General features: G+C 74.9%; 13 protein-coding genes. 5 read left to right on the top strand and 8 right to left on the bottom strand.

What is annotated here, in order from left to right:
- Positions 1-37 precede the first annotated feature (37 nt).
- Positions 38-808 carry a glycerophosphodiester phosphodiesterase family protein gene (locus tag ACZ6JS_RS13135; protein WP_469297698.1) on the bottom strand — a complete coding sequence of 257 codons (771 nt, stop codon included), beginning with the start codon at positions 806-808 and terminating at the stop codon, positions 38-40.
- A gap of 173 nt (positions 809-981) precedes the next feature.
- Between ACZ6JS_RS13135 and ACZ6JS_RS13130 the strand changes: the two genes are divergently transcribed.
- Positions 982-2484: an SCO1417 family PLP biosynthesis transcription factor gene (locus tag ACZ6JS_RS13130; protein WP_469297697.1), complete on the top strand. Its 1503-nt coding sequence runs from the start codon at positions 982-984 to the stop codon at positions 2482-2484.
- A 192-nt stretch (positions 2485-2676) separates the two neighbouring features.
- Here the strand turns inward: ACZ6JS_RS13130 and ACZ6JS_RS13125 are convergent, their stop codons facing one another.
- Complete coding sequence (locus ACZ6JS_RS13125; RefSeq protein ID WP_469297696.1) at positions 2677-4257, bottom strand: hypothetical protein; 1581 nt, start codon at positions 4255-4257, stop codon at positions 2677-2679.
- 69 nt (positions 4258-4326) lie between these two features.
- Positions 4327-4521 (bottom strand): hypothetical protein, encoded by a 195-nt coding sequence (locus ACZ6JS_RS13120; RefSeq protein ID WP_030031218.1) that lies wholly within the window; start codon positions 4519-4521, stop codon positions 4327-4329.
- 302 nt (positions 4522-4823) lie between these two features.
- On the opposite strand from ACZ6JS_RS13120, the gene ACZ6JS_RS13115 reads away from it, so the two are divergent.
- Positions 4824-5243, top strand: coding sequence for an ankyrin repeat domain-containing protein (locus ACZ6JS_RS13115; RefSeq protein WP_469297695.1), 420 nt, complete (start codon positions 4824-4826; stop codon positions 5241-5243).
- A 321-nt stretch (positions 5244-5564) separates the two neighbouring features.
- Positions 5565-6962 (top strand): HEAT repeat domain-containing protein, encoded by a 1398-nt coding sequence (locus ACZ6JS_RS13110; RefSeq protein ID WP_469297694.1) that lies wholly within the window; start codon positions 5565-5567, stop codon positions 6960-6962.
- Positions 6963-7224: 262 nt separating this feature from the next.
- Here the strand turns inward: ACZ6JS_RS13110 and ACZ6JS_RS13105 are convergent, their stop codons facing one another.
- From ACZ6JS_RS13105 to ACZ6JS_RS13085, 5 genes are all read right to left on the bottom strand, one after another.
- The gene (locus ACZ6JS_RS13105; RefSeq protein WP_469297693.1) at positions 7225-8208 is read right to left on the bottom strand and encodes a hypothetical protein; all 984 of its coding nucleotides are present in this window, start codon (positions 8206-8208) and stop codon (positions 7225-7227) included.
- A complete protein-coding gene (locus tag ACZ6JS_RS13100) occupies positions 8205-8777 on the bottom strand; it encodes an RNA polymerase sigma factor (protein ID WP_469297692.1) in 573 nt (190 codons plus the stop codon). Before ACZ6JS_RS13100 ends, ACZ6JS_RS13105 begins: the two co-directional genes overlap by 4 nt.
- 73 nt (positions 8778-8850) lie before the next feature.
- Positions 8851-9705, bottom strand: coding sequence for a 5-oxoprolinase subunit C family protein (locus ACZ6JS_RS13095; RefSeq protein WP_469298099.1), 855 nt, complete (start codon positions 9703-9705; stop codon positions 8851-8853).
- A gap of 8 nt (positions 9706-9713) precedes the next feature.
- Entirely contained in the window at positions 9714-10334 is a 621-nt protein-coding gene (locus ACZ6JS_RS13090; RefSeq protein ID WP_469298097.1) for a 5-oxoprolinase subunit B family protein, read from the bottom strand.
- A gap of 2 nt (positions 10335-10336) precedes the next feature.
- Positions 10337-11104 carry a LamB/YcsF family protein gene (locus ACZ6JS_RS13085; protein WP_469298095.1) on the bottom strand — a complete coding sequence of 256 codons (768 nt, stop codon included), beginning with the start codon at positions 11102-11104 and terminating at the stop codon, positions 10337-10339.
- 115 nt (positions 11105-11219) lie between these two features.
- Here ACZ6JS_RS13085 and ACZ6JS_RS13080 point away from each other — a divergent pair, with 115 nt between their 5' ends.
- Together ACZ6JS_RS13080 and ACZ6JS_RS13075 are read left to right on the top strand one after the other, a co-directional pair.
- On the top strand, positions 11220-12722 hold the full coding sequence (locus ACZ6JS_RS13080; protein ID WP_469297691.1) for a hypothetical protein: 1503 nt from the start codon (positions 11220-11222) through the stop codon (positions 12720-12722).
- Between the two features lie 313 nt (positions 12723-13035).
- Positions 13036-13938, top strand: a complete 903-nt coding sequence (locus ACZ6JS_RS13075; protein WP_469297690.1) for a hypothetical protein — start codon at positions 13036-13038, stop codon at positions 13936-13938.
- The last annotated feature ends 34 nt before the right edge of the window (positions 13939-13972 follow it).

Below are 13972 nucleotides of genomic sequence, written 5' to 3'. Positions count from 1 at the left end.
GACGGCCGCCGCATCCGCCGCGGCGGCCGAGAGCGGGTCAGGCCCAGGCGCCGCGCCGGTCCAGCACCGTGCGCAACAAGTCGATGTGGTCGGTCATGATGCCATCGACACCCAGGTCGAGGAGAGCCTCCATACGTTCCGGTTCGTTCACGGTCCACACGTGGACCTGCAGGCCCCGCTCGTGCGCGGTCCGGACGAAGCGCCGGTCGACCACGCGGATGCCCGCCTGGGTCTCCGGGACCTGGGCGGCGACCGCCCCGACGCGCAGCGCGGCCGGGATCGCGTACGAGCGCAGCCGCAGCCCGACCACCCCGCGCACGCCGTACGAGGTCGCCAGACGCGGGCCGGCGATCTTCTGGGCGCGGGCCACCCGGCTCTCCGAGAACGAGCCCACGCAGACCCGGTCCCAGATCCCGGTGCGCGCGATCAGGTTGACCAGCGGGTGCAGCGCCGACTCGGCCTTGACGTCGATGTTCCACCGGGCGTCCGGGAACTCCTCCAGCAGCTCCTCGAAGAGGGACAGGGGCTCGGCGCCCCCCACCCGGGCCTCGCGGACCCGCTTCCAGGGCAGCTCGGCGATCCGGCCCCGGCCGTCGGTGACCCGGTCCAGCGTGGAGTCGTGGAAGGCGACGAGCTTGCCGTCGGCCGTGGCGTGCACATCGGTCTCGAAGTACCGGTAGCCCGCCCCGGCGGCCCGGCGGAAGGCCGCGGCGGTGTTCTCCAGCCCGTCCGCGGCACCTCCCCGGTGCGCGAAGGGAATCGGAGCCGGGTGGTCCAGATACGGATGGCGAAGGCGTACGTGCGTCACGGCGGCAGTATCCCCCGCCGCGGCCGGGGCCGGTGGTACGCGAGGTGAACGAGATGCGGGCGGGCGCGTACAGCCCTGGTGCAGGTGGACTGACCCGTGGCACGCTGGGCCCCTGAGAGCAATCCAATAGAGGCTTCTGTCGAGGCCAATCGGACGAAAGTGGACCGCACGCCATGGCCGAATGGACCTCAGCGGTCGGTGCCGCTCAGCTGGCCCGCCTCATCACCTCGCAGCAGGACCGGAACCCCGTACCCGGCGCCCGCAAGCCGCCCGCCTACCGCACCCTCGCCGACGGCATCCGGCTGCTCGTCCTGGAGGGCCGCGTCCCGGTCGCCGCCCGGCTCCCGGCCGAGCGGGAGCTCGCCGTCGCCCTGTCCCTCAGCCGTACCACCGTCGCCGCCGCCTACGAGGCCCTGCGGGGCGAGGGCTTCCTCGAATCCCGCCGCGGCGCCGGCAGCTGGACCTCGGTCCCGGCCGGCAATCCGCTGCCCGCCCGGGGCCTGGAGCCGCTGCCGCCCGAGTCCCTCGGCTCGATGATCGACCTCGGCTGCGCCGCCCTCCCCGCCCCCGAACCGTGGCTGACCAGGGCCGTCCAGGGCGCTCTGGAGGAACTGCCGCCGTACGCGCACACGCACGGGGACTACCCGGCGGGCCTGCCGGCGCTGCGCCGGATGCTCGCCGACCGCTACACCGAGCAGGGCATCCCGACGATGCCCGAGCAGATCATGGTGACCACCGGCGCGATGGGCGCCATCGACGCGATCTGCAGCCTCTTCGCCGGGCGAGGCGAGCGGATCGCCGTCGAGTCCCCCTCCTACGCCAACATCCTCCAGCTCATGCGCGCCGCCGGGGTCCGGCTCGTACCGGTCGCCATGGGCGACGGTCTGACGGGCTGGGACATGGACGTCTGGCGGCAGGTCCTGCGCGACTCCGCCCCGCGCCTCGCCTATGTGGTGGCCGACTTCCACAACCCCACCGGAGCCCTCGCCTCCGAAGAGCAGCGCCGCGCGATGGTCGAGGCGGCCCGTTCCGCGGGCACCGTCCTCGTGGCCGACGAGACCATGCTCGAACTCCAGCTGGAGCCCGACATGGAGATGCCCCGCCCGGTCTGCTCCTTCGACCCGGCCGGCAGCACCGTGGTCACCGTGGGCTCCGCCAGCAAGGCCTTCTGGGCGGGCATGCGGATCGGCTGGGTCCGCGCGGCCCCCGACGTGATCCGCAGCCTGGTCGCCGCCCGCGCCTACGCCGACCTGGGCACGCCGGTGCTGGAACAGCTCGCGGTGAACTGGCTGATGCGGACCGGCGGCTGGCAGGAGGCGGTGGAGATCCGCCGGCAGCAGGCCAGGGAGAACCGCGACGCGCTGGTCGCGGCGGTCCGGCGGGAGCTCCCGGACTGGGAGTTCGAGGTCCCCGCCGGCGGCCTGACGCTGTGGGCCCGCGCGGGCGGCCTGTCCGGCTCCCGCCTGGCCGAGGTGGGGGAGCGGGTCGGGGTACGGGTCCCCTCGGGGCCGAGGTTCGGCGTGGACGGGGCCTTCGAGGGCTACGTCCGCCTGCCCTTCACGGTGGGCGGACCCGTGGCCGAGGAGGCCGCCACCCGCCTGGCGGCGGCGGCGAGCCTGGTCGGCAAGGGCGCGGGCGACAGCGGCGCGGAACCCCCGCGCACGTTCGTCGCGTAGCGCGCGGCGGGGCGGGCGGACGACGCCCCGCACGGTCAGGGCGCCCGAAGGGCCGGGGGCAGGGCGGCCAGGGACGCAGGACGTGATGTGCCGGCGCGCCATCCCTCCCGCCGGCGGAGCGGGGGTCGGGGCGCCGGCAATCATGGGTCCCGGACCGCATCCCCGTGGAACCGGCCCGCCCCGCCCGCGGAGCTACGAAGCCTCCGGTGCGTCGAGAGCCTTGACCAACGCCGGCCCCGCAGCCCCGGCGGCCCCCGCCGGCCCCTGCTGCCGCTCCGGCAGGAGCTCCAGCACGGCCTGCCGGTGCGCCGGGTGCGTGGCCTCGTCGTACGGGTCCGGCGTCGCCGGCACCTGGAGCCGGTGCACCGGCCCCGTGCCGAGCCGCGCGTACCCCCGACCCGGCGGCACCAGGGTCGTGGGCGTGGTGTGCGGCGGCAGCCCCAGCACGTCGGTGATCTGCTGGATCGCTGCGGGCCCGAGCACGATCCGCGCGCGCGTGTGCTGCCACACGGCGTCGTGCAGCATCTCCAGGTGGTCGAACTGCTCGGCCACGACCACCGTGACGTGTGCGGGCCGCCCGTGCCGCAGCGGCACCTGGAGGTGGCTCATGGGGTCCGGGCCGCCCTCGGCCACCGCGAGGTGTGCGAGCACGCTCGGCCGGTCCAGCAGGATCCACAGGGGGCGCCGGGTGTCCTCCGGCGCGGGCCGGCCGGCCTCGCGGGCCCGGTGGGTGGCGATGAGCCGGCGTTCGGTCTCCTGTGCCGCCCATTCGAGTGTGGCCACCGCGCCGACCGGTCCGCACTCGACGGCGAGGACGCCGGCGCGGCCGTACAGGCAGGCGTACTCGCCGCTGCCGCCGCCGTCGACGATCAGGACGTCGCCGCCGTGCCGCAGGGCCTGCAGGGCGAGGGAGCGGAGCAGGGTGGAGGTGCCGCTGCCGGGCTGGCCGACGGCGAGCAGGTGGGGTTCGGTGGAGCGGGGGCCGGTGCGCCAGATGACCGGCGGGACGTCGCGGGGCTGCTCGCCCTCCAGCACGGGCAGGGTGCGCTGCACGCTTCCGGAATCGGTGAAGCCGAGCACGCTCTCGCCGGGGGAGGTGACGAACGGCTGGGCGGCGATGCCCGTCGGCAGCGCCGCCAGCACGCTCAGGTCGAGCTGGTTGCTCTCCTCGTCCCAGTCGAAGAGATACTCCCGTCCGCGCCCGGACTTGGCGTGCAGCAGTGCCTCGATGCGGGCCCGTGAGGCGGCCTCGCCGTCGGTGAAGTAGGCCGGGTAGCGGATGTGGAGCCGGGTGAGCCGGCCCGCCTCGTCGAACTCGTAGCCGCTGAAGGCCTTGTCCCACTCGCCGCCGTGCGCGAAGAGCGGACTGGGGTCCTCCGGGACGGAGAAGTACGGCACGAGGGCTTCGTAGAGGGCGCCGAGCCGTTCGGCCTCGGCATCGCTGGGTCCGGCCTTCACCGGGGTGCGGTCGCGCCCGTGCCAGGCCGCCGCCGCCATGAGGGTCAGCAGAGCGAGGAGCGGGCCGTAGGGGACGAGTGCGACCACGAGGATGCAGGCGGCGCCCAGGAACAGCGCGGGACCGCGCTTGTCCTTGGGGGTCTCGGACCACCTGCGCCGCCCGGCCGCGGCCAGGATGCGCAGGCCGCGTCCGACGACGAGGAGCGGATGGAGGACGTCCGTGGCACTGTCGGCGGCCGTGCGAGCGAAGTCGCGGCCCCGGGCCAGCGACGCGGTGCCGCTGCTGAGAATGCGGGGAAGTGGGCGCCGGGCCACGGGCGTCTCCTGGAGTTGTGGTCGTGAGCGGTCTTTCGGGTGGGGCTGGAGTTCCTGCTCGGGGGGCGGCTAGAGCTTGATCCCGCCGAGCAGGCTCGCGAGGCTCGCGGTGCTCGCCGTGATGCTCGGGGCGATGGCGGAGCCGGCGAGGAAGAAGCCGAAGAGCGAGCAGACGAACGCGTGCGTCAGCTTCATCCCGTCCTTCTTGAAGAACAGGAAGCAGATGATGCCGAGCAGGACCACGCCTGAGATGGACAGGACCATGAGGGGCTCTCCTGGTTGGTGGGGACAGTCACCATCAGTTGTTCCAGGCTCACAGGAAGTATCAATGCGAAAAAAGGTGCATACGGGTGAATCCAGTGGTTTTTCACTTGACCGGCTCATCCCGGCTGGCGCGTCCGCCGGACAGTGGTCCGGGGTGATCCATCCCACGGACCGGCCCGGACATGCGCAGGCCAGGGCGCTACTCTGACGGTTCACCCGTACGGACGCAGCGCCGTGCACCCCCCTGCCCGCACGGCCTGGGGAAGCTTCATGCCAGCAGCGAGTGAAAGGCGGTACGCACGATGAGCGAGCAGCACCCCGAAGGCACCTCTCCGGAAGGCCCCGACGAGGACGTCATCGAGCTGGCGACCAAGATCTTCGACCTCGCCCGCCAGGGTGAGAGCGCCCGGCTCGCCGCGTACCTCGACGCCGGGGTCCCGGCGAACCTCACCAACGACCGCGGCGACACCCTCGTCATGCTCGCGGCCTACCACGGACACGCCGATACCGTCGCCGCCCTGCTGGCCCGCGGCGCCGAGGCCGACCGTGCCAACGACCGCGGCCAGACCCCGCTCGCCGGCGCGGTCTTCAAGGGCGAGGAGGCGGTGATCCGCGCCCTGCTCGCCGGAGGGGCGGACCCGAAGGCCGGAACCCCCTCCGCGGTGGACACCGCGCGCATGTTCGCCAAGGCCGACCTGCTGGAACTCTTCGGAGCCGAGTAGTCCGCTTTTTGCCGGGCGGAGACCGGTACAGACCTCACAGGTTGATCACGGCGGCCGTAAATGTGGTCGCGGCGCACAAACCGGCTGGGTCATCATGGCGTCGGATTCGATTCGCGAGCACGGGGGACGGGCAGACGGCCAGGACACGACAGGTGTCCGGGCCCGGTCCGGCCACCCCTTGGTCACGAACCACCGACGAGAGTGAGAAGGCAATGGTCTACATCGAGCGGAACAAGACGGCGGACGTCCTCACATGCTGTTACGCGGCCCTGTGAATCCCGATTCCCGGTTGCGTCCCCAGCTTGATTTGAGGCCATTCCCATGTTCGAACCAGTCATAGCGCCGAGCGGTACCCTGCTCGGCCTCCTCCAGCGGGGCCGTGGCGACGGCACGCTGCACGCACTCGCGGCGCCCAGGGCGGAGGCCCTCGCGGCCCTCAACCAGTGCGTGCTCCGTGATCCGCGCCAGGACTGGCAGGTCGAGAACCGCTCGCTGTACTACGCCAGGCTCTACCTCGACCTCGACGGCCCCCTCGGCGAGATCGAGAGCCACCTCTTCAGCGCCGACGACCTCGTCGACGACACCGACCACCGCACGGGCCTCGCCCTGTCCGTCCTGGGCCACCTGGCCTCGTACGGCCGCGACGACGCGCTCATGCTGCTGCGCCGCTACGCCGCGTCCGGAGCCAACTGGGCCTGGGCCCTCGACGAGCTCGCCCTGCGCGACGACGACGAGGGGCTGCGATCGCTGGCCGCACCCGTCCTCGCCCGCTTCCCCGCCACGGCGGAGGGCGAGGCGCGGCTGGCCGCCGCCGTCCGTGACGCCTATGAGCCCCGGCCCTGGTGCCTGTGGGAGGAGTCACCGCTGTACGGGGACCGCTTGAGCGCCGCCCGCCGACAGGGCTCCTTCGACCGCTGGCAGCGCCAGCTGACCCCGAGCGGCCCCCGGCCCGGCTGGGGCGTCCAGGCCGTCTTCGACTGGGCCGCCGACGGCCTGCGCCGCGGCACCCCGCTGCACGTGCCCGCAGCCCGCTGCCTGGCCGCCGTGGCCCAGCCCGACGATCGCTCCGCGATCCTCGCGGCCGCCGCCGGCGCCGACGGCGAGGCCGCCCGCGCCACCGCCCTGCACCACCTGGTCCTCGCCGAACCGGACAACCCGGCCGTCCTGGACCTCATCGAAGCGGCCGCCGACGAGCCCGCCGTGGCCGCCTACGAGCGCATGTGCGGCCCCGCGGCCGTCGAGCGGGCCCGGCGCTGGGTCCACCGCCCCGACGCCCTCGGCGAGGCAGCCGCGGCCATGCTGGCCGCCCGGGGCGGAGCGGAGGACGCACCCCTGGTCCTGAGTGCCCTGCGCTCCACCGTCCGCGGTTCGGGCCCCGACACCCCGCGGCTGTTCACCCTGGTCGACGGGGCGGGCCGACTCGCCATCGGCTGCGCGGCCCCCGTGCTGCGCCACATCTACCGCGAGACGTCCTCGTCCCACCTGCGCGGCCGCGCCGCACGGGCCCTCGCCAGCACCGACCCCTCCTTCGCAGCCGGCTTCGCCGTCGAATGCCTCTGGGACTGCGAGGAGACCACCCGCGAGGTAGCCGCCCGCCACGCCGAGACGGCCGACGCCCGAGTGGCCCCCCGTCTGCGCCGCCTGGCCGCGGACCCGGCGGAGGAGGAGGACGTGCAGTCCGCCGTCCGCAGCCGCATCACCCCGGAGTCGGCCGTGTAGCGCCCCTGGGAAGCCGAACCCCGCGCCCGGGCCCCGCGACGACGGAGCCCGGGCGCGACACGTTTCCGCACTCCGTCGGCCGCGGGCTGCGTACGAGGGGCACGCGGGCCGCGATCGGCACCGGGACCCCTGCCACGGCCGGCCCCGCGATGCCCCGATGCTGCGCCACTCCGAGCGGAGGACCGCGGACACCGCTCCGCCCCGGCCCCCGTGGCGGGGGCCGGGGCGGAGGCCCGTTCTGCCAGGCCCGGCGGGCGGAGGGTCAGTGCGGCGGCGGGGGAGCGTCCAGCGAGAAGTCGACCTCGCACGGAGTGACCTTCGAGCTCTCCTTCACACCGGCCCCGATGTACGGGTCCGACGAGTCCGCCGACTTCGTGAACACGAGCGTGTACCCGGGCGGAACCGTCTTCGCGTCGATCCTCAGCGTCGGCGAGCCCCCGGGGCCCTCCAACTGGGCCTCGCGGTCGGCCTGCGGCCCCCGCCACCCGCCTCCCGGGGCGGTGCACTCCGATGCGGGCCTCCTCTCCGTCACTGCGACGTCCACCCCCTGCGCCTGGAGGCTCCTCACCAGTTCGGACAGTTCACCGGCCGTCCTGGGGCGGGGGACCTCGATGGCCCTGCCAGGGTCCTTCGGCGGCTCGGAGGCCGCCTTCAGCGCTTCCTCCAGCCCCTCGGACCGGTCGACTTCACAGGAGGGCACCCTGGAGGTCTCGATCACTCCGAAGCCGATCCCCTTCGCCCCCAGCGGGTAGTACTCCGCCCAGTTGAACGTGAGCGTGTAACCCGGCGGGACCGTCTTCGCGTTGACCTTCAAGGCGGTGTCGCCGTCGCCGGACTGCATGATCTCGGCTTCGGGGTCGGCCTGCGGGCCGCGGTACCCGCCGCCCGCCTCGGAGCACTGTGACGGCGGTCGCATCGGCACCACCGCCGCGCTGACCCCCATGGCCCTCAGCCGTTTCACGAGGCCCGGGACCTCGGGCTGCTCGGGCAGCCGGAACCGCAGGGAGCCGTCCGGATCCTTCTTGATCTCGAGCTCCGCCGGACCGTGGGCTGGCCCGGACCCGCCGCGGGTGCTCCCGGGCACGGTCATCACCGCGACGACCGCCACCGTCGCCGCGCCCACCGCGAGGGGGACGCCGTAGCGCCGCCCGAAGGAGCGGGCCGGCGCAGGGAGCGGGGTCTGCGGGAGACGGGCCAGGAGGGCCGCCCTGAGGCGGTCCTCGAAGCCGCGGGGCCTGCTGCTCATCGGGCTACCTCCAGCTGGGATTTGCTCACGGGCCCCGAGGCGCGCAAGGCGCGCCGGGCACGGTGCAGGCGGACGCGGACCGTCGCCTGGGTGATGCCGAGGGCCTGCGCGGCCTCGGCCGGGGTGAGCTCGTCCACCACCACGAGGTCGAGGACGGCCCGCAGCGGCTCCGACAGGGCGGCGTGGCGCTCGGCCAGCTCGCGGAAGGCCCGCTGCGCGTCGATGCGCTCCTCCAGCGCGGCCACGTCCTCGTCGTCCAGCAGCCGCCTGCCGCTCAGGCGCGCCAGCGCGCCGCCCTCCCGCGCCTTCCCGCGGGCATGCCCGGCCAGGACGTTCCGGGCGATCCCGAACAGCCAGGCGACCGGGGCTCCCCTGTGACCCCGGTACGTGCCGGCCGATCCCATCGCCGCGAGGAAGATGTCCGCCGTCAGGTCGGCCGCCAGGTGCGGATCGGTGACCCGGCGGGTGACGAAGCCGAGTACGGCGTCGATGTGGTCCTCGTAGAACGTCCCGAATCCCTCGGCCGTCGTGAGATCCGGCGGACCGGTTTCTTGTCGTGGGCTGCGCACCCGGTTCCTCCCCTGCACAGGGGACCCGGTCGGTCCCCTCACCCCGTACTTGGCCGCAGCCCCCGAAAACGTTTCACCGGGCCCGCACGAACCTGACCGGAATACCCGGCCGGGCCTGCGCGGCCGCGTCCAGGGCAGGGCCCGGCGCCACCACCCCCACCACCGGGTAGCCCCCGGTCACCGGGTGGTCGGCCAGGAACACCACCGGCAGGCCGTCCGGGGGCACCTGGACCGCGCCGAGCACCATGCCCTCGCTCGGCAGCTCCCCGGCCCGGGCGCGGACCAGCGCGGGACCGCCCTCCGTGCGCAGCCCGATCCGGTTGGAACGCGGCGACACCCGCAGGGCCGAGCGCCACAACCCGGCGAGGGACGCCCCGGTGAACCAGTCCGCCCGCGGCCCGAGCCGCAGCGGGAGCAGCAGTTCCGAGGGCGCGGCGGGCAGCCCGCACGCGTCCGCCCCGGGCACCGGGTCCGGCCCCGCGGAGCCCACCGGCAGCGTCATCCCGTCCGACAGGACCGGCGGCCCGAGGCCCGACAGCAGGTCCGTGGAGCGACTGCCCAGAACCGGCGGGACGGCCAGGCCTCCCCGCACCGCGACGTAGCCGCGCAGTCCCGACTCCGCCCGGCCCACCTCCAGCACCGCCCCGGCCGACAGCCGGACCGGTGCTCCCCAGGCCACCGGGCGCCCGGAGACCCGTACCGGACAGGGTGCGCCCGTGACCGCCACGACCGTCGCAGCCGGGGCGCGCAGCGACACCCCGTCCAGGGTCGTCTCCAGCGCCGCCGCGCCGGGAGGGTTGCCGACCAGCCGGTTCGCCAGCGCGTACGCCGCCGTGTCCAGCGCTCCCGACCGGGGGACCCCGAGGTGCGCGTACCCGGGGCGGCCCCGGTCCTGGACCGTGGTCAGCGCCCCCGCCCGCACCACCATCAGCTCGGTCACGGCCGCCCCTCCTGCGTGAACCGCACCCGGACCCCCGGCGCGAACAGGGCCGCCGGTTCCCGCCCGGCGTCCCACAGCACCGCGTCGGTGGAGCCGATCAGCTGCCAACCGCCGGGGGAGGAGCGCGGGTAGACCCCGGCGTACTCGCCCGCCAGCGCCAGCGAGCCCGCCGGGACAGCCGTGCGCGGAGTGTCCCGGCGCGGCACGCGGAGGTGCTCCGGCAGCCCCGTCAGATAGCCGAAGCCCGGAGCGAACCCGCAGAACGCCACCCGGAACCCGGTCGCGCCGACGATGCCCGGCACCTCCCCGGGCGCCACCCCCCACAGCCGGGCCACCTCCGCCAGGTCCGGCCCGTCGTAGCGCACCGCGACGGTGACCAACGGGCCCTCCTCGCGGGCGAGCGGCGGTACCTCCCAGCGCGCGATCCGGGCCCCGAGCGCGGCCGGGTCCCGTACGCCGTCCAGCAGCACGGTCCGTGCCGCGGGCACGACGTCCTGTACGGGGCCCAGCGCGCCCGCGTCACGGCGGCGCAGCAGCTCGGCGTGGAGCGCCGCGACCTCGTCGGCCGAGTCCAGCTCGATCAGCAGCGCCTGCGCCCCCACCACCAGCGTCCTCACGTTCACGTGAAGGCCTCCACCCGTACCCCGGCGGCGCCCAGCGCCTCCCGGACGCGCAGGGCGAGTTCGGCCGCCCCGGGGGTGTCCCCGTGCAGGCAGAGCGAACGCGCGGCGACGGCGACCGTGGAGCCGCCGGCGGCCTCGACCGAGCCTCCGGCCGCCATCCCCACGGCCCGCGCCACCACCGCGTCCGGGTCGTGCAGCACCGATCCGGGCTCGCCGCGCGGCACCAGCGTCCCGGCGGGGGTGTAGGCGCGGTCGGCGAACGCCTCCGGCACGGGAGCCAGCCCCGCCTCCTCGGCGGCGGCCAGCAGGAGCGAGCCGGGCAGCCCCAGGACGGGCAGGCCGCCGGTCGCCCCGGCGCCCGCCGCCAGCCGGACGCCCGCTACGACCGCGGCGGCCTGGGCGGCGTCGTGCACGGTCCGGTTGTAGAGGGCGCCGTGCGGTTTCACGTAGGACACCCGGGAGCCGGCCGCCCGCGCGAACACCTCCAGCGCGCCGATCTGGTAGGCCACCTCGTCGGCGAGCTCGCCGGGCGGCACGTCCATGGCGCGCCGGCCGAAGCCGGCCAGGTCGCGGTAGGAGACCTGGGCGCCGATCCGCACGCCCCGCTCGGCGGCCAGTTCGCAGACCCGGCGCATGATGGACGGGTCCCCGGCATGGAAGCCGCAGGCGACGTTGGCGCTCGTGACGACGGAGAGCAGGGCGTCGTCGTCGGTGAGCGTCCACCGCCCGAACCCCTCGCCGAGATCGGCGTTGAGGTCGATCACCGGAGTGGATGCGATCATGGAAGCCATGCGCCGAGCGTAGAGCAGGGGGCCGGGGACGATCCGGCCGAACCATGCCGTTTGGGATGTTGTCAGCAACAGGACCTAGTCTTTGTCCGTGACTCTCCCTGCCCCGGCGAAGACCCTTCCGTCCCCGGCGCCGGGCCCGGCCGCCGACGAGGGCCTGGCCCGGCGGCTGCGCGCCCTCGCCTGCACCGCCCCGCTCCACGACCTCGACGTACGCAAGGCCAATCTGGCGGGCGAGTACGGCATCTACGCGATGGCGGAGGTCGCGCTGGCCGCGATCGACCTGGTCACGCTCAACATGGACTTCGACACGGGCGCCGACCACGAGCAGATAGTGGCCAGGCTGCTGCCGCGCGTGGCGGCCCAGGCCCCCTCGCGGCCCGCGGCCGAGCACGAGCGGGTGGCCCGCTGGGTGCTGGAGAACCTGATCAACGTCGGCAGCGTGGACCGCGGCTTCCGCGCGATCTACGGCACCTTCGGCCCCGACGGCGTCTACGTGCGCCGCGACTACGACTTCAAGCTGATCGAAGAGGTCCCCTACGGCGGCGCCGTCTACCTGCGCACCACCGACGAGGCCGTCAACGTCCTGGTCGGCGCCCTCGACACCGACGTCACCAGCGCCCAGATCGCCGCCGAGGTCAAGCTGGAGGTGCTGATCAGCCGCGGGCGGCTGGCGGACGCCCAGCTGGCCGCCGAGCAGGCCCGCTACCGGACCGTGCAGTACGCGGAGACCCTGCGCCGGACCCTGGACGCGACCCGGCGCAACGTCCGGGCGGTCGACTGGCTCCAGGCCGTCCCGGACATGATCGCCGAGGCCCTCGAGCACGTCGCCGACCGCTACCGCCACGAGAACGCGATCCTGACCAACATCCGCAAGGCGCGCGACGAGGCCGAGGAGCCGGAGAACAAGCGCCGCGCCGCCGAACTCGTCGACATCGTCAAGGACTGCATCCGCCGCCACACCCAGCTGCAGTCCCGGCTGCTGGACGCCGGCCCGCTCTTCCGCGCCGAGCAGGACCGCCAGGCCTTCGCGGCCCCGGCGCCGCGCACCGGCATCGACCTGTACGGGCAGCTCGTCGCCCCGATCCTGCCGCTGCCCGTGGAGCAGGCGCGCCGGGTCACCGACGCCTTCTTCGCCGCCGGCGCCGGGCTGCGCACCCCCGTCTCCGTGCGGGTGGCCGACCTCGTCGAGATCCTGCTCACCCCGCCGGTGGAGCGCGAACACCTCGGCGCGGAGATGCCGGAACCGGACCTGATCGCCACCCCGGACGACAGCCGCTTCAGCGAGGAGCAGCTCGCCGCGGCGATGCAGCTCCTGGACCTGCCGCACGACGCCCCCCGCCGGCTGTCGGGACTCCTCGCGGAGGCCCGCCGCAGCGATCCCGACCTGCCCTACCTGGTGGCCCTGCTGGCCGTCCACGCCGCGAGCCCGGCCGTCGGCACCGCGTACCGCCAGGGCGAGGAGCGGCTGCTCTTCGCCGTGGACGACGGCACGCAGCTCGAGGACCCCGAGTTCGGCGGCGCCGACCTCATCGTCGGCACGGCCCTTCTGGACGCCGCCGGCATGGCCGCCGACCGCGCGGAGGCGTCATGACCTGCCGCGTCCTTCCTCCGGCCGGAGGTGTGGCGGCTGCCGCCCCGCCCGTGCCGAACCCGGCTCCGCCCGTGCGGAATCCGGCCACGGTTGTGCCGCGCCCGGCCCTGCCGGCGCCGCATCCGGCCTCGCCGGCGTTCGGGGCGCGGCGTCCGGGGCGCAGCCCCGGGAGGCCCGGCGGATCCGGGGTCCGGGTTCTGCCCGGCCCTTTCCCCGGCCACCGCCGGGCGGTACCCCCTGGTCGCAGGCCCGCGCAGCCGAGCCGTATCCCCCCTACGCCCCGTACGACCCGCACCGCCGAGGAGACGCACCCGTGAGCGACCACCACGCCGAGCACCCCGCGTGGAGCGAGCCCGACACCTCGTCGGCCCCCGTCGCGCCCGCCACCGCAGGGTCCGTGACCCCGGCGGACGCCGCCGACGCGGCCCGGCTCGTCGGCTTCGGGCTCCAGCCCAAGCTGGCCCCGGCCCGAGACGCCGAGTACGCCGAACTGCTGCGCCGCTACCGCGAGGAACCCGCCTTCGGACGCCTCGCCGACGCCGTCGCGACCGGCCTCGGCCTCGTCGTGCTGGAGGTGTCCCCGCGCGCCGGCATGGCCGTGGCCGCCGACGAGGACTCCGTCTTCGCCGTCCGGATGGGTGACTACGCCCGCCGCACCGCCGCGGACTCCGCCGACCGGTTCCTGCACGGCCTCGCCCACCTCGCCGTCGCCGCCCTCGCCTTCCCGCGCCCCGAGGACCTCGCGGACGACGGCTACATCGGGCGCGTCACCGTCAACGGCGTCGACGCCTTCGTCCGGCAGACCTGCCGCCGCCTGGAGGAGCGCGCGGAGGAGCTCGGCGAGAACACCGACCCGGCTTCCGACGCCCCCGGCCTGGAGGCCGCCTGGCGCGTCTACGCCCGCCGCAGCGCGACCGGCGCCACCAAGGACGCCCGCCGCCTCGCCGGTTCCACCACCGGCATCGTCGGCAAGGCCGCCGCCTTCCTCACCGACTCCGGCTTCCTCCAGCGCACCGGTGACGAGGCCGGCGGCACCTACCGCACCACCCCCCGCTACCAGCTGCAGGTCCGCGACATGGCGGGCAGTTCGGCCATGGCCGAACTCCTGGAACTCGGTGTCGTCCCCGTCAGCGACGGCTCCGCCACCCTTCTGCCGCCGCCCGAGGGCGACGACCTGGAGCTGGCCGCCGACGCCGGGCTGCCCTTCCACGCCTGAGTCCCGTTCCCCGCCTGAGCCCCGCTTCCCCGTA

This window comes from Streptomyces sp. NPDC046349 (genome assembly GCF_055587885.1).
This window is presented reverse-complemented; position numbering and strand designations above follow the sequence as displayed.